Origin of the sequence: Pantoea sp. Cy-639 (genome assembly GCF_011752525.1) — a bacterium.
GTDB lineage: Bacteria > Pseudomonadota > Gammaproteobacteria > Pseudomonadales > Pseudomonadaceae > Aquipseudomonas.
In genome coordinates, this window is record NZ_VWXI01000003.1 from 110,752 (window position 1) to 132,808 (window position 22,057).

Below are 22,057 nucleotides of genomic sequence, written 5' to 3' on the forward strand. Positions count from 1 at the left end.
CATGCAATGGGAAGTTGTGATCGGGCTGGAAATTCATACCCAGCTCGCCACCCAGTCGAAGATTTTCTCCGGCAGCGCCACCACCTTCGGCTCCGAGCCGAACACCCAGGCCAGCCTGGTCGACCTGGGCATGCCCGGCGTACTGCCGGTGCTCAACCAGGAAGCCGTGCGCATGGCGTGCATGTTCGGCCTGGCGATCGATGCCCAGATCGGGCCGCGCAACGTGTTCGCCCGCAAGAACTACTTCTACCCCGACCTGCCCAAGGGCTACCAGATCAGCCAGATGGACCTGCCGATCGTCGGCAAGGGCCACCTGGACATCGCCCTGGAAGACGGCACCATCAAGCGCATCGGCGTGACCCGCGCGCACCTTGAGGAAGACGCCGGCAAGAGCCTGCACGAAGACTTCAACGGCGCCACCGGCATCGACCTGAACCGTGCCGGCACGCCGCTGCTGGAGATCGTCTCCGAGCCGGACATGCGCAGCGCCAAGGAGGCCGTGGCCTACGTCAAGGCGATCCACGCGCTCGTTCGCTACCTGGGCATCTGCGACGGCAACATGGCCGAAGGCTCGCTGCGCTGCGACTGCAACGTGTCGGTACGACCGAAGGGCCAGGTCGAGTTCGGCACTCGCTGCGAAATCAAGAACGTCAACTCGTTCCGCTTCATCGAGCGCGCGATCAACAGCGAGATCCAGCGCCAGATCGACCTGATCGAGGACGGTGGCAAGGTAGTCCAGGAAACCCGCCTGTACGACCCGAACAAGGACGAGACCCGCTCCATGCGCAGCAAGGAGGAAGCCAACGACTACCGTTACTTCCCCGATCCGGACCTGCTGCCGGTGGTCATCGAGCCGAGCTTCCTCGACAGCGTGCGCGCCGCCCTGCCGGAGCTGCCCACGCAGAAAGTCGAGCGCTTCCAGAGCCAGTACGCGCTGTCGGCCTACGACGCCAACGTGCTGGCCTCCAGCCGCGAACAGGCCGAGTACTTCGAGCAGGTGGTGAAGATCGGCGGTGACGCCAAGCTGGCCGCCAACTGGGTCATGGTCGAGCTGGGCAGCCTGCTGAACAAGCTGGGCGTGGAAATCGACCAGTCGCCGGTCAGCGCCGAGCAGCTCGGCGGCATGCTGCTGCGCATCCGCGACAACACCATCAGCGGCAAGATCGCCAAGACCGTGTTCGAAGCCATGGCCGCCGGCGAGGGCGACGCCGACGCCATCATCGAGAGCAAAGGCCTCAAGCAGGTCACCGACACCGGTGCGATCGACAAGATGCTCGACGAGATGCTCGCCGCCAACGCCGAGCAGGTCGAACAGTACCGCGCCGCCGACGAGGCCAAGCGCGGCAAGATGTTCGGCTTCTTCGTCGGCCAGGCGATGAAGGCGTCGAAAGGCAAGGCCAACCCGGGGCAAGTGAACCAATTGCTCAAGGCCAAGCTCGAAGGGTAATCCCGATCTCAGGGCGGCCCGCTCCCACAGCTGATGTGGGAGTGGGTCGTCCTGCGATGATTCGCAGCAACCGCGGAGCCGCCGAATTGCCGAAGCGTTCCCTCACCACGCTTGCCCTGTTTTCCCTGCTCGCCGGCTGCGCCAGCCATGACATAGACCCTCGCGGCTATGACGAAAGCGGCACCGCCTCCTACTACGGCTCGCGCCATCACGGCAAACGCACCGCCAGCGGCGAACCCTTCAACCAGCATGGTCTCACTGCTGCCCACCGCAGCCTGCCGTTCGGCAGCCGGCTACTGGTCACCAACCTCGCCAACCAGCGCAGCGTGGTCGTCCGCGTCAACGACCGTGGGCCGCATACCCGTGGACGCCTGATCGACCTGTCACGCGCAGCGGCAGAAAAAATCGGCATGCTCCGTAGCGGAACGGCGCGAGTCCGGGTACAAGGTCTGAGCGATTGACCTGACAGGAGCCCTCGCCATTTTCGACCTGGCCACCCTCCCCACCTTCAGCCTCCTGCAACTGGGCCTGGGCCTGGTGCTGTTGATCATCGGCGCCGAGCTGATGGTCCGCGCCGCCTTGCGCCTGGCCGCGCGCCTGCATGTGCGGCCACTGATCATCGGCCTGAGCCTGGTAGCCTTCGGCAGCACCGCGCCACAGCTGACCGTCAGCCTGCAAGCCGCCTACCAGGGCGCGCCGGATGTTGCAGTCGGCAGCGTGATCGGCAGCAACATCTTCAATGTGCTGGTGATTCTCGGCCTGGCCGCGCTGATCATCCCCCTGCGGGTGTCACGCCAACTGGTACGCCTGGACATCCCGTTGATGATCATCGCCAGCGGGCTGGTCTACCTGCTGGCGCGCAACGGCCAGCTCGACCGGATCGAAGGCCTGGCGCTGTTGCTGGGCTTGCTGGTGTATCTGTTGATGCTCTGGCACCAGTCCCGCCATTACGCCCGCACCTATCCTGCGCCCAGGGTGGCCCACACCAGCCGCGCACGCTTCTGGAGCGCCATCGTGCTGCAGGTCCTGTTTGGCCTGGGCCTGCTCAGCCTGGCAGGGCACCTGCTGCTGGAAGCGGCAATCGAGGTCGCCACCGACCTGGGGTTGTCCGAACGGATCATGGGCCTGACCGTGGTCGCCGTCTGCACCTCGCTGCCGGAACTGGCCGCCGCACTGATCGCTGCCCTGCGTGGCGAGCGGGAAATCGCCGTGGGCACGGTGATCGGCAGCAACCTGTTCAACCTGCTGGCGGTCCTCGGGCTGACCGCGCTAGTCACCCCCGAGCCACTATCCATCTCGCCCAACGCGCTGGACTTCGACCTGCCGGTGATGCTCGGCGTCGCCGCGCTGTGCCTGCCAGTGTTCTACTCCGGCTACCGGGTCACCCGCGCCGAAGGCCTGGTGTTCCTGTGCCTGTACCTGGCCTACGGCCTGCACGTGGTGGCCTTCACCACCGGTTTGCCGCTGGCCGAGCGACTGGAGCGCCTGATGCTGTTCTACGTCCTGCCGGTGCTCGGTGTCGTGTTGCTGTTCACGACCGCCCGTGCCTGGCGTCGCCAACACTAAGGAAAACAACATGGCCGATTCGAAACAGACCGGCGAAGGCATTCGCCGCCAGGTGATGGGGGATGCCTTCGTCGACCGCGCCCTTGCCAACGCCAGCGCATTCACCCAACCACTGCAGGACTTCGTCAACGAGCATGCCTGGGGCAGTGTCTGGGCCCGCGATGGGCTACCGCTGAAGACCCGCAGCCTGATCACCCTGGCGACCCTGACCGCGCTCAAGTGCCCACAGGAACTCAAGGGGCATGTGCGCGGAGCGCTGAACAATGGCTGCACGGTGGAGGAGATCCGCGAGGCGCTGCTGCACTGCGCGGTCTATGCCGGAGTTCCGGCTGCGATCGACGCATTCCGCGCCGCACAGGAAGTGATCGACAGCTACCAGGGCGATTGAAAGGCATCGCCGGACAAGCGCGCTCCCCGCATGCGTGGGCGCGCTTGCCGCACGGTCAGGCCTGACGTGCCTTCTTCATGCGGAAGGCCACCCACAGCACCGCGATCCACGCTGGGATCAGCAACACCGAGATGCGGATCGGCGGCGTGAGGTACATCACCACCAGGATCAACCCGATGAACGCCAGGCACAGGTAGTTGCTCAGCGGGTGCCCCCAGCTGCGGTAGAACGGCGTGATGCCCGCCGCCAGCTTGGCGCGGCGGAACTTCAGATGGGTGATGCTGATGCTCGCCCAGTTGATCACCAGCGCCGAGACCGCCAACGCCATCAGCAAGCCGAAGGCCTCGCCCGGCATCAGGTAGTTGATCAGCACGCACAGGCCGGTGGCGAACGCCGACACCGCCAGCGCGGTCAGCGGTACGCCGCGACGGCTGACCTTGAGCAACTGGCGTGGCGCATCGCCCTGGGAGGCCAGGCCGAACAGCATGCGGCTGTTGGCGTAGACGCAACTGTTGTACACCGACAGCGCCGCAGTCAGCACCACGATGTTGAGGATGGTCGCCACCAGGTCACTGTCGAGGTTGTGGAAGATCATCACGAACGGACTACCGCCCTGTACCACCTTCTGCCACGGATACAGCGACAGCAGCACCGCCAGGGCCCCGATGTAGAAGATCAGGATGCGGTAGACCACCTGGTTGGTGGCCTTGGGGATGCTCTCGCGCGGGTTGGCCGCCTCGGCGGCGGTGATGCCGACCAGCTCCAGCCCACCGAACGAGAACATGATCACCGCCAGCGCCATGATCAGGCCACCGACGCCGTTGGGGAAGAAACCACCGTACTGCCACAGGTTGGCCACGCTCGCGTCGGGCCCGCCTTCACCACTGCCGAGCAGCCAGACGCCGAAGGCGATCATGCTGACGATCGCCACCACCTTGATCAGGGCGAACCAGAACTCCATCTCCCCGTACACCTTCACCTGGGTCAGGTTGATCGCGTTGATCACCACGAAGAAGATCGCCGCCGTGGCCCAGGTGGGGAAGTCCGGCCACCAGTACTGCACGTAGATACCCACCGCGGTGAGCTCGGCCATGCCTACCAGCACGTACACCACCCAGTAGTTCCAGCCCGAGACGAACCCGGCGAACTCGCTCCAGTACTGGTGGGCGAAGTGGCTGAAGCTGCCGGCGACCGGCTCCTCGACCACCATCTCGCCGAGCTGGCGCATGATCAGGAAGGCCATCAGGCCGGCGACGGCATAACCCAGCAACACCGAGGGGCCGGCCAGCTGGATGGTCTGGGCGATGCCCAGGAACAGCCCGGTGCCAATGGCACCGCCCAGCGCGATGAGCTGGATATGGCGATTCTTCAGCCCGCGCTGCAACCGCTCGGGCGTGCTCTGGTCTTGCATGAAATGTCCTTAAGGTGAGGCAGTGTTATAGGTTTTGCTTGCGTTGAACGGGCTAGATCCATCCACCCCATTGCAAGATGAAAATACCGACGTTGGTGGTGAGCGCCGCCATCAGTGTAGTGATCACGATGATCGACGCCGCCAGCTCGTGGTTACCATTGGCCGCCCGCGCCATCACATAGCTGGCCGCCGCCGTCGGGCTGCCGATGTAAAGGAACAGGATCCCCAGTTCGGCGCCACGAAAGCCGCACAACCAGGCGCCCAGGGTACCCAGCAGCGGCAGCCAGACCATCTTCGCCAGACTCACGTCCAGCGCCAGCCGGCCACTGTCGCGCAATGCCGCCATCGACAGGGTGCCACCGATGCAGATCAGCGCCAGCGGCAAGGTCATCTGCGCCAGGTAGTCGCCGCTGGTCAGCAACCAGTTGGGCAACGGCACCTGGCCGTAGGCCATGGGTGCGGCCAGCAGCACACTGATGATCAACGGATTGCCGAGGATACTTTTGCCGATACTCCACGGATCGGACTTCAGATCCGGGCTGTACACCGCCAGCACCACCGTCGACAGCGAGTTGTACATGAGGATCACCAGCCCGGCCAGCACCGCGCCGAGGGATATACCGTAGTCGCCATACAGGCTGGCCGCCAGTGCCAGGCCGATCACGCCATTGTTGCCGCGAAACGCGCCCTGGGTGTAGACGCCCCGGTCCGCCGGCGGACAGCGCCAGATCGCCAGGCCCCAGGCCAACCCGAAACAGACCAGGGTCGCGGCGATGAAATAGAGGATTACCCCAGGCTTCACCGCCGTCGCCAGGTCGGCATGGTAGATGCCGAGGAACAGCAGCGCCGGCATGCACACGTTGAACACCAGCGACGAGGCGACCTTGTTGAAGTGCTCGTCGATCAGCCGGATACGCCTGAGCAGCACGCCCATGAACAGCATGGCGAACACGGGGGCCGTGATGTTCAGTGTCTGGATGAGAAGGGCAAGCATGCAACGCGATCCTGAGGGTTTGCCGTTAGGGGGCCAATCATACGTCAGTGCCCGGAGCTACGCCCGCCACAGGTTGCAGTTGTCTGCACAAAGAGCTCTTGACGTAAGAAATTTCCTGAATATGATGACGAATACTGTATATGCATACAGTATCAAAATGGATTATCCAGACATTGCAAGGAGCAAATCATGTCAGGAATGCACACTACGCCCACGGCCGCCCAGGCCCAGGCTACCCTGGTCGTCGCCGACCTCGACCAACTGTTCGAACCACAAGGTGTCGCCCTCCCCGGCCCGGACAGCCACCTGGTGCTGGTCATGCATGGCCACCACACCATCAAGTATCACCGTCTTGCCGTGCCAGCGAACGCTGGCAAGCCAACTGGACGAGGGCCCGAGCTGTACTTCGAGGGCGCCGAGCACACCGCCATCGGCGACAACACACTGTTGCGCTTCGTTGCAGGCCAGCCTGGCATCCCCGCGCATCAGGCGCCGCTGCCACTTCCCAATGGCCTGACCCTGACCTACGGCCAGGTGATTGCCCTGGGCGGCGATTTCTACGGCCTGCCCGAGCGCCCCATCGCCGATGGCGCCAGCGAAGCCGAACGTATCGCTCGTTTCGCCCAGGCCTTCGACTCGCTGGCCCGCCTACCGGCCGCCAAGGCTGAAGCCGAGCAGATCCTCGCGGTCATGCAGGAGGAGGTCGGCGCGGCAAACCAGGCCATCAAGGACGGGCGACAGCCCCATGAGGCCTATGACGCCCTGGGCGACAGCCTGTCGGGACGCTGGAACCGCATCACCGGAGGCGGCAGCTTCGCCTCGGACTTCTTCCCCTTGGGCCGCTACCTGAAGTTGGCCGCCAGCAACTGGGATCACTTCGGCCGCTGGGCGCTGCTGGCCTACCAGGCTGGTCACGCCGCCGCCCTGCAGCAAGCCGTGAAGGCCCGTGCCAGTGGCAGCGAACGCGACCTGCAGGAGGCCTATGCGATGAACGCCTTCGCCGACCACTTCCTTACCGACCTGTTCTCCGCCGGCCACCTGCGGGTGCCACGCAAGGCGCTGGCCGACACGGTCACCCCGAGCGATGTCGGCTCGCTGATCTCGCGCTTCATGCATGACGAGGACAGCCAGTATGGCCTGGCCGTGCGCAATGCCGAGGGCGAACAATGGCGCGCCTATGGCGACAAGCGCTACTTCGACAGCGTCGATGTGGCCAACCGCCGTCAGGTGGGTCGCGCCGTGCAACGTTCGGCCGACGAGGTATTCCAGGCTTTCGCCGACGGTCGCGTGCCAGCCAGCACGGACTACGCCGCGCTGCGCCTGGTCCCGGACCTGCAAGCCGCCGAGCAGGACCTGGTGCCGGGCAACTTCGCCCCGCTCTACGTGAAGGACGCCAAGACCGTGCTGCGACGCAAGGACGTCAATGACCTCAATGATCGTCAGCGCACCGCCGACTGGTGGGGTTGGAGCACCTACCTGCTGCTCAAGGACTACAAACCGAACAAGCCCACCGGCTATATCGAAGCGCCCAACGGTTCGCCCACGATCAGCGGCTGGCAGCGTCATGAGCCGGATGGTCTCAACTGGCAACGAGGCAATGCCGTGCGTTACGCCTTCAGCGTGACCGAGCAGCTCAACGAATCGTACATCGGTCCGTGGAGCACCTACGCCGAGCTGACCGACCAGTTCCACCCAAGCGTGCAGGTGCCCCTGGACGGCAAGCAGCGTGGACGCAACCTGTTCCGCCAGTTCCGCGGCGGTTCACCGGAGCTGATCGCCAGCCTGGATGGCAAGAACACCACTTATATCGATCGCAACGCGTGACAAGGAGGTCACCGATGAACATCAGGATCAAGCTGGAGCTGGCTTCGGGCCAGTCGATGGAAGGTATGCCTCTGGAGCTGCTGCAAGGCGGCAAGGTCATCGGCCGGACGAAGGTGCCGGCGCAAGGACTGGTGACCTTCGAGGCACCGTCGGGGACAGGCCAGCTGGCGGTGCGCGTTGACCGCTCGGGGGCGAAAACAGCTTAACGCCCAGTGCCGCTGTCGCTGGGCAAGCCCGCTCCCACGAGGGTTCTCGGACCCAGTGGGGGCAGGCGCAGGCGTTTCGAGGTCAGCGCCGTACCGGGCGCTTCTGCAGCTTGCGCTGCAAGGTGCGCCGGTGCATGCCCAGCGCCCGCGCGGTGGCGGAGATATTGCCGTCGTGCTCGGTCAGCACGCGCTGGATGTGCTCCCACTGCAAGCGGTCCACCGACATCGGGTTCTCCGGCACCAGGCTGTCCAGGTCGGCATGCTCGGAGAGCAGCGCCGCCAGTACATCGTCGGCGTCAGCCGGTTTGCACAGATAGTTGCAGGCTCCTCGCTTGACCGCCTCGACCGCCGTGGCGATGCTCGAGTAACCGGTCAGGATCACCACGCGCATTTCCGGGTCCAGCTCCAGCAGCTTGGGCAGCAGCACCAGCCCGGAGTCTCCGTCCATCTTCAGGTCCAGCGTGGCGTAGTCCGGCACATCCTGCTGGGCCAGCACCAATCCTTCCTCGGCGCTCGACGCCGTGCTCACGCGAAAGCCGCGACGGCTCATGGCCCGGGCCATGACCCGGGTAAAGGTGGCGTCGTCGTCCACCAGCAACAGATGCGGCAGCTCTTCGCCTTCGACCTGGTTTTCTTCGCTCATCATTGATCTCCTCGCTTGCCATGGGGCAGGCGCAATTCGGTCAGGGTGCCACCCTGCTCATGACTATAGAGTTTCACCGAACCGCCCGCACGCGTGACGCTGGCCTTGCTCAAGAACAGGCCCAGGCCGAAGCCTTTGCCCTTGGTGGTAATGAAAGGCTTGCCGATGGCCTCGGCGATGGCCGGCGGTACGCCAGGGCCATGATCGCGGATGCTGATGACGATGTCCTGGGCATCCCAGTCCAGGCGTACCTCCAGGTCGTCGGGGCAGGCATCGGCGGCATTGTTCAACAGGTTCAGCAGGGCCTGGGTCAGGTCCGGTGGCGGCGTCAGTCGCGGCACCACGCCGTCGCGCAGACGCTGGAAGCGGTAGCTCGCCTCGGGGCGCATCAGGTGCCAGCGGTTGAGCGCCTCGTCGAGCCAGGCGGTGACGTCCTGTTCGACGATCGCCAGACGCCGGTTGGCCTCGGCGGCGCGCACCAACTGCTGCAGGGTTTCCTTGCACAGCTTGACCTGGTCCTGAAGGATCTGCAGGTCTTCCTGCAACAGGGGGTCGGCATGATCCTGGCGCATTTCGTTGAGCAGCACGCTCATGGTCGCCAACGGCGTGCCCAGCTCATGGGCGGCACCGGCGGCCTGGGTGGCCACGGCCAGCAGTTGCTCGTCGCGCAGGCTCTCTTCACGGCGCTCGGCACGCAGGTGCTCCTGACGGCGCAGTTCCTCGGCCATGCGCGCGGCGAAGAAGGTGATCACCCCGGCGGCCAAGGCGATGCTCAGCCACATGCCATAGACCTGCATGGTGTCTCGCGCCAGCGGCAGGGTTTCCAACGGATAGAACTGCACCAGCAGCAGGCTGTAGGCCACCAGGGCAATGCCTGAGAGCACCAGCGAGTAGATCCACGGCAGCGTCACCGCGGCAATCGCCAGCGGCACCAGGTAATAGGAGACGAAGGGGTTGGTCGAGCCACCCGAGTAATAAAGCAGGGCACTGTGGATCAGCAGGTCACAGGCCAGCTGCATCGCGTACTCCAGCTCGGTGACCGGCAGCGACAGGCGCAGGCGCAAGGCGGTGAAGGCGCACAGCAGCGAGGACAGTGCCAGCGTCACCGCCAGCGAAAACCACGGCAGGGGCAGCAGTTCGGTCCAGTAGGCCACGCCCACCGAGCCGGCCTGGGCCGCCAGGACGAGGATGCGGATGAAGGTCAGGCGCCAGAGGTTCTGACGTGTAGCGGACAGCGGATGTACGGCGGCGAGCATGAGCTCTCCCGATGAGTGCTCCAGGAAAATCGGCTGGAGTATACCGAAGCCAGGCGTCTCGCTGCAGTCATGCGGCAAAGCGCCACACTTTGTCACAAGTTCATGATGGCACTTTTGAACCCACTACACTCTCTCCGGTCCTATCGACCATGCGTGGAACGGATGTCCTTCCATGCCTTTCATTGCCAAGGAGCTCCCCATGCACATTTCCCGTCGCGGCGCCGCGTTCGCCCTGTCCTGCGGCATGCTCGCCAGCCTGCCGGCACTGGCCGCCGACGAGCCGCGCTACAACCAGGTGTCGCTGCGCGCCGAAGTCAGCAAGGAAGTGGCGCGTGACCTGATGGTCGTGACGCTGTACAGCGAAGCCCAGAACAGCGACCCGGGCAAACTGGCCAAGGAGATCACCGAGACCATGAACAAGGCGGTGCAACAGGCCCGTCAGGTCAAGGAAGTGAAGATCAGCCAGGGCAGCCGCAACAGCTACCCGGTATACGACAGCAAGGGCCAGAAGATCACCGGTTGGCGCGAACGCGCCGAACTGCGCCTGGAAAGCGCCGACTTCCCGGCCCTGTCCAAGCTCACCGGCGAGTTGCTGCAAGACCTCAAGATGGGCGGCATGGACTTCTCCATCGCCCCGGCTACCCGCAAGACCAGCGAGGACGCCTTGCTCAAGGACGCCGTGGCCGCGTTCAAGGCCCGCGCCCAGCTCGCCACCGAGGCTCTCGGCGGCAAGGGCTACAAGGTGATCAGCCTGAACCTCAACAGCAGTGGCTACCCACGCCCCTACCTGCGCAGCGCACCCATGGCGATGATGGCCAAGGTCGCCGACGAAGCCGCGCCGGCGCCGGATATCGAAGCCGGCACCAGCGAAGTGAACATGAGCGCCGATGGCCAGATCGAAGTGCTGATGCCCTGAACCCTCGATTGAATGTCCGAGGCGGTCAAAACCGTCTCGGACAGCAGTTTCAGACTCTTCCTACGCCCCAAATGGGTGCATCCTCTTGCTACTTCCCACCTGAAAAATCCCGCAAAAAGCCCATCCACGACCCTCGCAAACGATCAACATTCGCCAAAATTATACGGATGCGACATCCATGTACGTCCGTACCACCTATTTGACGCCAACCATCCCTCTGAGTGTTGCATTGGGAATAGCCCCTGCATAAGTATCCGCAGGTCGGCTCACGAGGCCGCCTCAATTCGAAAAATGACAACAATGAGGCCACCATGCTTAAACACGCAGTCATTCCGTTTCTGGTCGGCGCAGGCTTGCTAGCCGGCGCTCCCTCCGCCCTCGCCGCTACCAATCTGGTGTTCTGCTCCGAAGGCAGCCCGGCCGGGTTCGACCCTGGGCAGTACACCACCGGAACCGACTTCGATGCCTCCGCCGAGACCATGTTCAACCGCCTGACCCAGTTCGAGCGCGGCGGCACCAAGGTCATCCCGGGCCTGGCCACCAGTTGGGACGTCTCAGACGACGGCAAGACCTACACCTTCCACCTGCGCGACGGCGTCAAGTTCCACACCACCGATTACTTCAAGCCCAGCCGCACCTTCAACGCCGACGACGTGCTGTTCACCTTCAACCGCATGCTCGACAAGGACCACCCTTTCCGTAAGGCCTACCCCACCGAATTCCCTTACTTCACCGACATGGGCATGGACAAGAACATCGCCAAGGTGGAGAAGGTCGACGACCATACCGTCCGCTTCACCCTCAACCAGGTCGACGCCGCGTTCATCCAGAACCTGGCCATGAGCTTCGCCTCCATCCAGTCCGCCGAATACGCCGACCAGTTGCTCAAGCAGGGCAAGGCCGCCGAGATCAACCAGAAGCCCATCGGCACCGGGCCGTTCGTGTTCAACAAGTACCAGAAGGACGCGCTGATCCGTTACAAGGGCAACAAGGACTACTGGAAGCCCGAGGACGTGAAGATCGACAACCTGATCTTCGCCATCAGCACCGACGCCTCGGTGCGCATGCAGAAGCTCAAGAAGAACGAGTGCCAGGTCACCCTGTTCCCGCGCCCGGCCGACATCGCCCCGCTCAAGCAGGACCCGAAGCTGCAGATGCCTGAGCAGGCGGGCTTCAACCTCGGCTACATCGCCTACAACGTGATGGACAAGCTCAAGGGCAGCGATCAGCCCAACCCGCTGGCCCAGCTCAAGGTGCGCCAGGCCCTCGACATGGCCGTGAACAAGCCGCAGATCATCGAGTCGGTGTATCAGGGCGCCGGCCAGCTGGCGGTCAACGCCATGCCGCCGACCCAGTGGTCCTACGACACCACCATCAAGGACGCCAAGTACGATCCGGAAAAGGCCCGGCAACTGCTCAAGGAAGCCGGCATCAAGGAAGGCACCGAGATCACCTTGTGGGCCATGCCGGTGCAGCGCCCTTACAACCCCAACGCCAAGCTGATGGCCGAGATGCTGCAATCGGACTGGGCCAAGATCGGCATCAAGGCCAAGATCGTCAGCTACGAGTGGGGTGAGTACATCAAGCGCTCCAAGGGCGGCGAACAAGGCGCCATGCTGATCGGCTGGAGCGGCGACAACGGTGACCCGGACAACTGGCTGGGCACCCTTTATGGCTGCGACGCCATGGACGGCAACAACTTCTCCAAGTGGTGCTACAAACCCTACGACGACCTGATCAAGCAGGCCAAGGCCACGCCCGACCAGGCCAAGCGCACCGAGCTATACAAGCAGGCGCAGCACATCCTCAAGGAACAGTTGCCGATCACCCCGATCGCCCACTCCACCGTGTATCAACCCATGAGCACGTCCGTGAAGGACTTCAAGATCAGCCCCTTCGGCCTGAACTCCTTCTACGGGGTCAGCGTGGACAAGTAACGACTGTGTCCGTCCTGTCGCTACGGCTGGCGACAGGACGATGACAGGGTCGGGCGATACGTAGGGTAATTCCCTCACGCTCGCCAGAACTTACCCGCACCCGAACCAGTATCCGAACCCTGGCTCCCACATCCTGACGCCCCTATCGTCAGGAACGGGATGCCACAGCCGCGTATTGCCTGCGCGGCCAGAACTTACACGGACAACGGACAAAGGATCTGCCATGCGCCTCCACCTGCTGAGTCCCACCCTGATCGCCCTTGGCCTGCTGAGCCAGGCGCCGACCAGCCTGGCCAACAACCTGGTGTTCTGCTCCGAAGGCAGTCCGGCCGGGTTCGACACCGCCCAGTACACCGCGGCCACCGACAACGACGCCGCCGAACCGATCTACAACCGCCTCGTCGAGTTCGAACGCGGCGGCACCGCCGTGCAGCCCGGCCTGGCCACCGACTGGCAGGTCTCGGAAGACGGCCTCGCCTACACCTTCCACTTGCGCCCTGGCGTGAAGTTCCACGGCAACAAGACCTTCAAGCCGACCCGCGACTTCAATGCCGACGACGTGCTGTTCACCTTCAACCGCATGCTCGACAAGAACCACCCTTTCCGTAAGGCCTACCCCACCGAATTCCCATACTTCATCAGCATGGGACTGGACAAGAACATCGCCAAGGTCGAGAAGACCGACCCGCTGACCGTGGTGTTCACCCTCAACAGCGTCGATGCCGCGTTCATCCAGAACATCGCCATGGCCTTCGCCTCGATCCTCTCCGCCGAATATGCCGAACACCTGCTGACCAGCGGCAAGCCCAGTGACATCAACCAGAAGCCGATCGGCACCGGGCCGTTCGTGTTCCAGCGTTATCAGAAGGATGCGCAGATCCGCTACAAGGGCAACAAGGAGTACTGGGCGCCGGAGCGCGTGAAGATCGACAACCTGATCTTCTCCATCAACGTCGACCCATCGGTACGCATCCAGAAACTGCGCAAGAACGAATGCCAGGTCACCCTGCACCCGCGCCCCGCCGACCTGCCGGCGCTCAGGCAGGACGACAAGCTGCAGGTCCTGCAGCAGCCCGGTTTCAACCTCGGCTACATTGCCTACAACACCCAGCATCCGCCCTTCGACCGGCTCGACGTGCGCCAGGCCATGGACATGGCGGTGAACAAGCAGGCGATCATCCAGGCCGTCTACCAGGATGCCGGCCAGGTGGCGGTCAACGCCATGCCGCCGACCCAATGGTCATATGACACGTCGCTCAAGGACGCGCCCTTCGATCCGGCAAAGGCCAGGCAGATGCTCAAGCAGGCCGGCGTCAAGGAAGGCACCGAGATCACCCTGTGGGCCATGCCGGTCCAACGCCCCTACAACCCCAACGCCAAGTTGATGGCCGAGATGCTCCAGGCCGACTGGAACAAGCTCGGCTTCAAGGTGCGCATCGTCAGCTACGAGTGGGGCGAGTACCTCAAGCGCATGAAAAGCGGCGAGCACGACATCGCCCTGATCGGCTGGACCGGCGACAACGGCGACCCGGACAACTGGCTCGGCACCCTGTTCAGCTGCGGCGCCATCGGCAGCAACAACTACTCGCTGTGGTGCGACGCGCAATACGACACCCTGGTGAACAAAGCCAAGCAAGTCACCGATCGCGACCAGCGCATCGCCCTCTACCAACAAGCCCAGCAACGCCTCAAGCAACAGGTGCCGATCACCCCGGTGGCCCATTCCACGGTCAACCAGCCCCTCAGTGCCAACGTCAAGGACTTCAAGGTCAGCCCCTTCGGACGCAACGTTTTTTCCGGCGTCAGCATCGATTGACCCTGCATCGCGGGCCGGGAGTGCGACCCACTCCCGCGACCGCGTGCAGCCCGGATTTGCCTGGCGACCCCATGGCAGATGACAGCAACACCGCGTTACCGCAGCACACCCGGCCCACAAGGCCGGGGGATAACTAAAAAAATATAAAGGGAGCTTTCATCTTGAGACGTACCACCACAACCACCGCACTGGCCTTGTCCGTCGGCGCCTTTTGCGCCCTCGCCCAGGCCGAACCCGCCAGCCAGGACTTTGTCCCGGTCACCGTGAAATCGACCAGCGAACAGGCCGAGGCCAAGGGCTTCCTCGACGGCCAGAGCCTGTCCGGCACCACCCGCAACTGGTACGCCCACGAACGCGCCACCCGCGCGCCACTGTGGAAGTACTACAAGGGCGACGGCAGCCGCCACCCGACCCACAGTCGTAACAACTGGGTGCAGGGCACCATCCTCAACTACAGCTCGGGCTTCACCGAAGGCACCGTGGGCTTCGCCGTCGAGGCCGCGGCCTACAACGCCATCGCCCTCGAACGTGGCCGTGGCGACGTGGCCGGCCCCAACAACCGCACCCTGACCCACAGCGACGGCGATGTGATCGGCCAGTGGAGCAAGATGGGCCTGGGCAACGTCAAGGCCCGGGTGTCCAACACCACCCTGACCCTCGGCCGCCAGTCGGTAGATACGCCGATGGTCGCCTACATCGGCAACCGCGCCCTGCCCTCGAGCTTCCAGGGCGCGTTCCTGCACAGCGCCGAGTTCGACAACCTGTCCTTCGACCTGGGCACCTTCGACCGTGTCTCGCCGCGTACCGAGCAAAGCCTGAGCAAGTTCCGCAGCGAGTATGGCGCCGCCGGCGTCGAGACCGACCGCGTCAGCACCGCCGGTATCAACTACCAGCCGCTCAAGAGCCTGACCACCAGCTTCTACGCCACCAAGGTCGAGGACTTCTGGAACCAGTACTACGTCGGCGCCAACCATGTGCTGGGCGACAGCTCGGTGCTGAGCCTGACCACCGGTCTGAACTACTACAAGACCGTGGACGAAGGCCGCAAGAAGATGGGCGAGATCGACAACGACACCTACAGCCTGTCGTTCGGCCTGACCCACCAGGCCCACACGCTGTCCGCCTCCTGGCAGCAGGTCAACGGCAACGAGTACTTCGACTACCTGCACGAGACCAACGGCATCTACCTGGCCAACTCCCTGCTGTCGGACTTCAACGGCCCCAACGAGAAGTCGCTGCAGATCAGCTACGTGCTGAACATGGCGCCCTACGGCGTGCCAGGCCTGAAGTTCAACCTCTACAACGCCCGCGGCTGGGGTATCGACGGTACCCATTACAAAGGCACCGCCTATGACGTGCGCGGCATGGACGGCGAAACCCACTACGAGTGGGGCATCGGCACCAGCTACGCGGTACAGAGCGGCCCGCTGAAGGACACCAGCATCCGCGCCACCTACACCGCGCACCGTGCCAGCAAGGCCCAGGCCGACGGCAGCCTCGACGAGTTCCGCCTCGTCACCACCATTCCGTTCAACATTCTCTGACCGCTGCCGCCACGGCCCGACTCCCCACGGGCCGTGGCGGCTACGCTGGAACAATGACTGCAGGGAGGTTCCATGAAATCGTTACCGCTACGCGCTGCCCTGGCAGCGGTCATCCTGGGCGCAGCGTCGAACCTGGCGGCCAAGCCACTGGTGGTGTGCACCGAGGCAAGCCCGGAAGGCTTCGACACCGTCCAGTACACCACCGCCGTCACCGCCGATGCCTCGGCCGAGGCCCTCTTCAATCGCCTGGTCGACTTCAAGCCCGGGACCACCGAGATCCAGCCGGCCCTGGCCGAGCGCTGGGACATCAGCCCGGACGGGCGGGTCTACACCTTCCACCTGCGTGAAGGGGTCAAGTTCCACACCACCGACTATTTCACCCCGACTCGCGACTTCAACGCCGACGACGTGCTGTGGAGTCTCAATCGCCAGCTTCGGCCGGATCACCCCTGGCACGACAAGACCAGCATCGGCTACCCCTATTTCGAGAGCATGGCCTTCAAGGAACTGCTCAAGTCGGTGGAAAAGACCGACGACCACACCGTGGTGATCACCCTCAATCGGCCCGAGGCGCCCTTCCTGCGCGACCTGGCCATGGCCTTCACCTCGATCTACTCCGCCGAATACGGCGACCAGTTGCTCAAGGCTGGCAAGACCGGCGACCTCAACAGCAAGCCGATCGGCACCGGGCCGTTCGTGTTCCAGCGCTACAGCAAGGATGCCCAGGTCCGCTACAAGCCCAACCCGGACTACTTCCGCGGCAAGCCGCCGAGCGACGGGCTGATCTTCGTCATCGCCACCGACAGCAACGTGCGCCTGCAGAAGCTGCGCGCCAATGAATGCCAGATCGCCCTGTACCCCAAGCCTGACGACGTACCGGGCATCAAGACCGATCCCAAGCTCAAGGTCGCCGAGATCGAGGCGCTGGTCACCGCCTACATCTCGATGAACACCGAGCACAAGTACCTGAGCGACGTGCGCGTGCGCAAGGCGATCGACATGGCCTTCGACCGCCAGACCCACGTCGACCAGCTGTTCGGCAAGGGCAATGCCCTGGTCGGGGTCAACCCCTATCCGCCGACCCTGATCGGCTACAACACCGACAACAAGAACCCGCCCCATGACCTGGACAAGGCCCGCGCCCTGCTCAAGGAAGCCGGCGTGCCGGAAGGCACGGTGATCACCCTGTTCACCCGCAACGGCGGCGGCCCGACCAACCCCAACCCGCGCCTGTCCGCCGAAATGCTGCAGTCCGACCTCGCCAAGATCGGCATCAAGCTCGACATCCGCGTGATGGAGTGGGCCGAAATGCTGCGTCGCGCCAAGAAGGGCGAGGCCGACCTGGTCTCGGCGGGCTGGGCCGGCGACAACGGCGACCCGGACAACTTCCTCACTCCCATGCTCAGCTGCGATGCGGCAAAGAGCGGCGAGAACTACGCACGCTGGTGCAACCCGAAATTCCAGGACCTGATCACCCGGGCCCGCGAGGTGATCGACAACGACGAGCGCGCCAAGCTCTATAACGAGGCTTTGGCGGTGTACGATGAGGACCAGCCCTGGATCAGCATGGCCCACCCGAAGATGTTCACCGCCATGCGCGAGAACGTGGAGGGGTATGTGATCAACCCACTGACCAACAACAACTTCGCCACCACCAAGGTGAAGTAGAACAACAACGACCGCCGGCAGCCTGCACGGGAGCCGGCGGCACTGCCTTTACCGGCTGGATGAGGTACCCACGAAAATGTTGAGTTTTATTGCCCGGCGCCTGGGCTTGTTGATTCCGACCTTCTTCGGCATCACCCTGCTGACCTTCGCGCTCATACGCCTGATCCCCGGCGACCCGGTGGAAGTGATGATGGGCGAACGCAGGGTCGACCCCGAAATGCACGCCCAGGCCATGGAGCGCCTAGGCCTGAACAAACCCTTGCCGGTCCAGTACCTGGACTACATCGGCAAGCTCGCCCACGGTGACCTCGGCGAGTCGCTGCGCTCGCGTGAAAGTGTCTGGGGCGAATTCTCCACGCTGTTCCCGGCCACCCTCGAACTGTCCATGGCCGCCCTGCTGTTCGCCGGCGTCGTCGGCCTGCTGGCCGGCGTGATCGCCGCGCTCAAGCGTGGCTCGCTGTTCGACCACGGGGTGATGGGCATCTCGTTGGCGGGCTATTCAATGCCCATCTTCTGGTGGGGCCTGATCCTGATCATGTTCTTCTCCGTGAGCCTGGGCTGGACCCCTGTCACCGGGCGCATCGACGCGCTCATGGATATCGAGCCGAAGACCGGCTTCATGCTCATCGACAGCCTGCTCAGCGATGAGGAAGGGGCATTCAAGGACGCGCTGAAGCACCTCATCCTGCCGGCCATCGTCCTGGGCACCATCCCGCTGGCGGTGATCGCCCGCATGACCCGCTCGTCGATGCTCGAAGTGCTGCGCGAGGACTACATCCGTACCGCCCGCGCCAAGGGCCTTTCGCCCGCCCGTGTGATCTTCATCCATGGCCTGCGCAACGCGCTGATCCCGGTGCTCACGGTGGTCGGCCTGCAGGTCGGCACGTTGCTGGCCGGCGCCGTGCTCACCGAAACCATCTTCTCCTGGCCGGGCATCGGCAAATGGCTGATCGAAGCCATCGGTGCACGCGACTACCCCGTGGTGCAGAACGGCATCCTGTTGATCGCCTGCATGGTGATCCTGGTCAACTTCGTCGTGGACATCCTCTACGGCCTGGTCAACCCACGCATTCGCCATCAGCGCTGAGGATTCCATCATGACCAGCCCGATCCCGAAGTCAGTCACCCCGTCCAGCGCGGTTGACCAAAGTTTGCTCTACCCTTCGCCGTACAAAGAGTTCTGGCAGGCCTTCTCGCGCAACAAAGGCGCAGTCGTGGGCCTGCTGTTCATGTGCCTGGTGGTGTTCTGCGCCTTGTTCGCCCCGTGGATCACGCCGCACAACCCCAGCGAGCAATACCGCGATTTCCTGCTCACCCCGCCGGCGTGGCTGGAAGGTGGCACCTGGCAGTTCATCCTCGGCACTGACGAACTGGGCCGCGACCTGCTTTCCCGCTTGATTCAGGGCGCACGCCTGTCGATGCTGATCGGCCTGTCGTCGGTGGTGATATCGCTGATCCCCGGTATCTTCCTCGGCCTGCTCGCCGGCTTCTTCCCACGGCTCATCGGCCCCTCGATCATGCGCCTGATGGACGTGATGCTGGCGCTGCCTTCGCTGCTGCTGGCCGTCGCCATCGTCGCCATCCTCGGCCCAGGCCTGATCAACACGGTGATCGCCATCGCCATCGTCTCGCTGCCGTCGTACGTACGCCTGACCCGCGCCGCGGTGATGGGCGAGCTGAACCGCGACTACGTGACCGCCGCGCGCCTCGCCGGTGCCAGCCTGCCACGGCTGATGTTCATCACCGTGCTGCCCAACTGCATGGCGCCGCTGATCGTCCAGGCCACCTTGAGCTTCTCCTCGGCGATTCTCGATGCCGCGGCCCTGGGCTTCCTCGGCCTCGGCGTGCAACCGCCGACCCCGGAGTGGGGCACCATGCTGGCCTCGGCCCGCGACTACATCGAACGCGCCTGGTGGGTGGTGAGCCTGCCCGGCCTGACCATTTTGCTCAGTGTGCTGGCAATCAACCTGATGGGTGACGGACTGCGCGACGCGCTGGACCCGAAACTCAAGAATGCCGCCTGAGGAGATCGCCATGTCACTGTTGCAGATCAACAACCTGAACGTGCGCTTCGGCGACGCCAACGCGGTACCCGTGGTCGATGGCCTGGACCTGGCGGTGGACGCCGGCGAGATCCTCGCCATCGTCGGCGAATCCGGCTCCGGCAAGTCAGTCACCATGATGGCCCTGATGGGCCTGATCGATGCGCCCGGACGCATCACCGCCGATGCGCTCAACTTCGACGGCACCGACATGCTCAAGCTCAGCGGCCGGCAACGGCGCAAAGTGGTGGGCAAGGACATCGCCATGGTCTTCCAGGACCCGATGACCGCGCTCAACCCCAGCTATACCGTCGGCTACCAGATCGAGGAGGTGCTGCGCCAGCACCTTGGTCTCAAGGGCAAGGCCGCGCGCCAGCGCGCGCTGGAGCTGCTGAAGAAGGTCGAGATCCCGGCCGCCGAAAGCCGCCTGGACGCCTATCCGCACCAGTTGTCCGGTGGCATGAGCCAGCGCGTGGCGATCGCCATGGCCATCGCCGGCGAGCCCAAGCTGCTGATCGCCGACGAACCGACCACCGCGCTGGACGTGACCATCCAGGCGCAGATCATGGAACTGCTGGTCAACCTGCAGAAGGAGCGCAACATGGCGCTCATCCTGATCACCCACGACCTGGCCGTGGTCGCCGAAACCGCCAAGCGTGTGTGCGTGATGTATGCCGGCCAGGCCGTCGAAGTGGGCCAGGTGCCGGAGTTGTTCGACATTCCTGCCCATCCCTACAGCGAAGCGCTGCTGGCGGCGATTCCCGAGCACAGCATCGGCGCCGAGCGCCTGGCCACCCTGCCCGGCATCGTCCCCGGCCGCTATGACCGGCCGCAGGGCTGCCTGCTGTCGCCACGCTGCCCCTATGTGCAGGAGAGCTGCCGCCGGCAGCGTCCAACCCTCGACCCGCAGGCTCACAGCCTGGTGCGTTGCTTCTATCCGCTGAACCAGGAGGTGGCGTGATGGCCGTCGTTCTTTCCGCCCGCGAGCTGACCCGCCACTACGAAGTCTCCCGCGGCCTGTTCAAGGGCCACGCGCTGGTCCGTGCGCTCAACGGCGTGTCGTTCGAACTGGAGGCCGGCAAGACCCTGGCCGTGGTGGGCGAGTCCGGCTGTGGCAAGTCCACCCTGGCCCGCGCCCTGACCCTGATCGAGGACCCGTCCTCCGGCTCGCTGCAAATCGCCGGCCATGAGGTCAAGGGCGCCAGCAAGGAGCAGCGCAAGCAGTTGCGCCGCGACGTGCAGATGGTGTTCCAGAGCCCCTACGCCTCGCTCAATCCACGGCAGAAGATCGGCGACCAACTGGCCGAGCCGCTGCTGATCAACACTTCGCTGAGCAAGGCCGAGCGCCGCGAGAAAGTGCAGAAGATGATGGAGCAGGTGGGCCTGCGCCCCGAGCACTACCAGCGTTATCCGCACATGTTCTCCGGCGGTCAGCGTCAGCGCATCGCCCTGGCCCGGGCGATGATGCTGCAACCCAAGGTGCTGGTGGCGGACGAACCGACTTCGGCGCTGGACGTGTCGATCCAGGCCCAGGTGCTGAACCTGTTCATGGACCTGCAGAAGGAGTTCAACACCGCCTACGTGTTCATCTCCCACAACCTGGCGGTGGTGCGCCATGTGGCCGACCAGGTGCTGGTGATGTACCTGGGGCGCCCTGCGGAGATGGGGCCGAAGGAGGATATCTACGAGAAGCCGCTGCACCCCTATACCCAAGCGCTGCTGTCGGCGACACCGGCGATTCACCCGGACCCGCTGAAGCCGAAGATCCGCATTGCCGGTGAGCTGCCCAACCCACTGAATCCACCGGATGGGTGTGCGTTTCACAAACGTTGCCCGCATGCGACAGAGCGCTGTGCCACGGAGGTGCCGGCGTTGCGTCAGGTGAGTACCCGGCAGGTGGCTTGCCATTATGCCGAGCAGTTCCTCTAGATCGGCGTGAGCTTCTTCGCGGGTAAACCCGCTCCCACAGGTCTTGCGCAGCATTCGAAATCTGTGCAGTCCCTGTGGGAGCGGGTTTACCCGCGAAGGGCCGCAAAGCGGCCCCGGTATTTCAGTGCTGCCACGCATGCATTTCTCTCTTAGCTCCTACGACTCTACGCTCATCCTGACATTGTTATCTTCATAATATTTTTCCGTATAGCGACCTTTCCCCAAGGTTGTCTCACCGTGCACCGCTTACCAATTTCTGCCCTCATCCGTCACCTCGCTGATCTTTACGGTTCTATTGATGAAAGAGAGCTTGTCATCAACCAGCTCACACACAACCAATCCATTATCTTGTAGAAATTTGAAAAGATATCGAAAACCTTCCTCTGCACGCAGCTGCCACGCTGGCATTTCTGAGTAGGCACCAACTATTTCATCTACATTCCAAAGAATATAATCATCCATATTACGGC

Annotated in this window: 20 protein-coding genes; 15 read left to right on the forward strand and 5 right to left on the reverse strand. The window is 63.9% G+C overall.

Annotated features, from left to right (window positions below):
* Position 1: 1 nt before the first annotated feature.
* From gatB to F3J43_RS04940, 4 genes are all read left to right on the forward strand, one after another.
* Complete coding sequence (gene gatB / locus F3J43_RS04925) at positions 2-1,447, forward strand: Asp-tRNA(Asn)/Glu-tRNA(Gln) amidotransferase subunit GatB (RefSeq protein WP_166883702.1); 1,446 nt, start codon at positions 2-4, stop codon at positions 1,445-1,447.
* Positions 1,448-1,533: 86 nt separating this feature from the next.
* A complete protein-coding gene (locus tag F3J43_RS04930) occupies positions 1,534-1,908 on the forward strand; it encodes a septal ring lytic transglycosylase RlpA family protein (RefSeq protein ID WP_205297644.1) in 375 nt (124 codons plus the stop codon).
* A 61-nt stretch (positions 1,909-1,969) separates the two neighbouring features.
* Entirely contained in the window at positions 1,970-3,013 is a 1,044-nt protein-coding gene (locus tag F3J43_RS04935; RefSeq protein WP_166883935.1) for a calcium/sodium antiporter, read from the forward strand.
* 10 nt (positions 3,014-3,023) lie between these two features.
* Entirely contained in the window at positions 3,024-3,401 is a 378-nt protein-coding gene (locus F3J43_RS04940; RefSeq protein WP_166883704.1) for a carboxymuconolactone decarboxylase family protein, read from the forward strand.
* A 55-nt stretch (positions 3,402-3,456) separates the two neighbouring features.
* Here the strand turns inward: F3J43_RS04940 and F3J43_RS04945 are convergent, their stop codons facing one another.
* Positions 3,457-4,812, reverse strand: a complete 1,356-nt coding sequence (locus F3J43_RS04945; RefSeq protein ID WP_166883705.1) for an amino acid permease — start codon at positions 4,810-4,812, stop codon at positions 3,457-3,459.
* A 52-nt stretch (positions 4,813-4,864) separates the two neighbouring features.
* Positions 4,865-5,806 (reverse strand): AEC family transporter, encoded by a 942-nt coding sequence (locus tag F3J43_RS04950; protein WP_166883706.1) that lies wholly within the window; start codon positions 5,804-5,806, stop codon positions 4,865-4,867.
* A gap of 189 nt (positions 5,807-5,995) precedes the next feature.
* Here F3J43_RS04950 and F3J43_RS04955 point away from each other — a divergent pair, with 189 nt between their 5' ends.
* Both F3J43_RS04955 and F3J43_RS04960 read left to right on the forward strand, forming a co-directional pair.
* On the forward strand, positions 5,996-7,630 hold the full coding sequence (locus F3J43_RS04955) for a phospholipase (protein WP_166883707.1): 1,635 nt from the start codon (positions 5,996-5,998) through the stop codon (positions 7,628-7,630).
* Between the two features lie 14 nt (positions 7,631-7,644).
* On the forward strand, positions 7,645-7,836 hold the full coding sequence (locus F3J43_RS04960) for a hypothetical protein (RefSeq protein WP_166883708.1): 192 nt from the start codon (positions 7,645-7,647) through the stop codon (positions 7,834-7,836).
* An 82-nt stretch (positions 7,837-7,918) separates the two neighbouring features.
* Here the strand turns inward: F3J43_RS04960 and F3J43_RS04965 are convergent, their stop codons facing one another.
* Positions 7,919-8,479 carry a response regulator transcription factor gene (locus F3J43_RS04965; RefSeq protein ID WP_166883709.1) on the reverse strand — a complete coding sequence of 187 codons (561 nt, stop codon included), beginning with the start codon at positions 8,477-8,479 and terminating at the stop codon, positions 7,919-7,921.
* Entirely contained in the window at positions 8,479-9,735 is a 1,257-nt protein-coding gene (locus F3J43_RS04970) for an ATP-binding protein (protein ID WP_166883710.1), read from the reverse strand. The genes F3J43_RS04965 and F3J43_RS04970 overlap by 1 nt, the downstream gene beginning before the upstream one ends.
* Positions 9,736-9,934: 199 nt before the next feature.
* On the opposite strand from F3J43_RS04970, the gene F3J43_RS04975 reads away from it, so the two are divergent.
* The 9 genes from F3J43_RS04975 (at position 9,935) to F3J43_RS05015 (ending at position 21,587) form a co-directional block, all read left to right on the forward strand.
* Entirely contained in the window at positions 9,935-10,651 is a 717-nt protein-coding gene (locus F3J43_RS04975; RefSeq protein ID WP_166883711.1) for an SIMPL domain-containing protein, read from the forward strand.
* A 311-nt stretch (positions 10,652-10,962) separates the two neighbouring features.
* The gene (locus F3J43_RS04980) at positions 10,963-12,588 is read left to right on the forward strand and encodes an ABC transporter substrate-binding protein (RefSeq protein ID WP_166883712.1); all 1,626 of its coding nucleotides are present in this window, start codon (positions 10,963-10,965) and stop codon (positions 12,586-12,588) included.
* A gap of 223 nt (positions 12,589-12,811) precedes the next feature.
* On the forward strand, positions 12,812-14,404 hold the full coding sequence (locus tag F3J43_RS04985; protein ID WP_166883713.1) for an ABC transporter substrate-binding protein: 1,593 nt from the start codon (positions 12,812-12,814) through the stop codon (positions 14,402-14,404).
* A 161-nt stretch (positions 14,405-14,565) separates the two neighbouring features.
* Complete coding sequence (locus tag F3J43_RS04990) at positions 14,566-15,948, forward strand: OprD family porin (protein ID WP_166883714.1); 1,383 nt, start codon at positions 14,566-14,568, stop codon at positions 15,946-15,948.
* A gap of 72 nt (positions 15,949-16,020) precedes the next feature.
* Entirely contained in the window at positions 16,021-17,616 is a 1,596-nt protein-coding gene (locus F3J43_RS04995; RefSeq protein WP_166883715.1) for an ABC transporter substrate-binding protein, read from the forward strand.
* Positions 17,617-17,692: 76 nt separating this feature from the next.
* On the forward strand, positions 17,693-18,703 hold the full coding sequence (locus tag F3J43_RS05000; protein WP_166883716.1) for an ABC transporter permease subunit: 1,011 nt from the start codon (positions 17,693-17,695) through the stop codon (positions 18,701-18,703).
* 10 nt (positions 18,704-18,713) lie between these two features.
* Complete coding sequence (locus tag F3J43_RS05005) at positions 18,714-19,640, forward strand: ABC transporter permease subunit (RefSeq protein ID WP_166883717.1); 927 nt, start codon at positions 18,714-18,716, stop codon at positions 19,638-19,640.
* A gap of 10 nt (positions 19,641-19,650) precedes the next feature.
* Positions 19,651-20,619, forward strand: coding sequence for an ABC transporter ATP-binding protein (locus tag F3J43_RS05010; protein ID WP_166883718.1), 969 nt, complete (start codon positions 19,651-19,653; stop codon positions 20,617-20,619).
* Complete coding sequence (locus F3J43_RS05015) at positions 20,619-21,587, forward strand: peptide ABC transporter ATP-binding protein (protein WP_166883719.1); 969 nt, start codon at positions 20,619-20,621, stop codon at positions 21,585-21,587. The genes F3J43_RS05010 and F3J43_RS05015 overlap by 1 nt, the downstream gene beginning before the upstream one ends.
* A 246-nt stretch (positions 21,588-21,833) precedes the next feature.
* Here F3J43_RS05015 and F3J43_RS05020 read toward each other — a convergent pair whose 3' ends face one another.
* Complete coding sequence (locus F3J43_RS05020; protein WP_166883720.1) at positions 21,834-22,049, reverse strand: hypothetical protein; 216 nt, start codon at positions 22,047-22,049, stop codon at positions 21,834-21,836.
* Between the last annotated feature and the right edge of the window lie 8 nt (positions 22,050-22,057).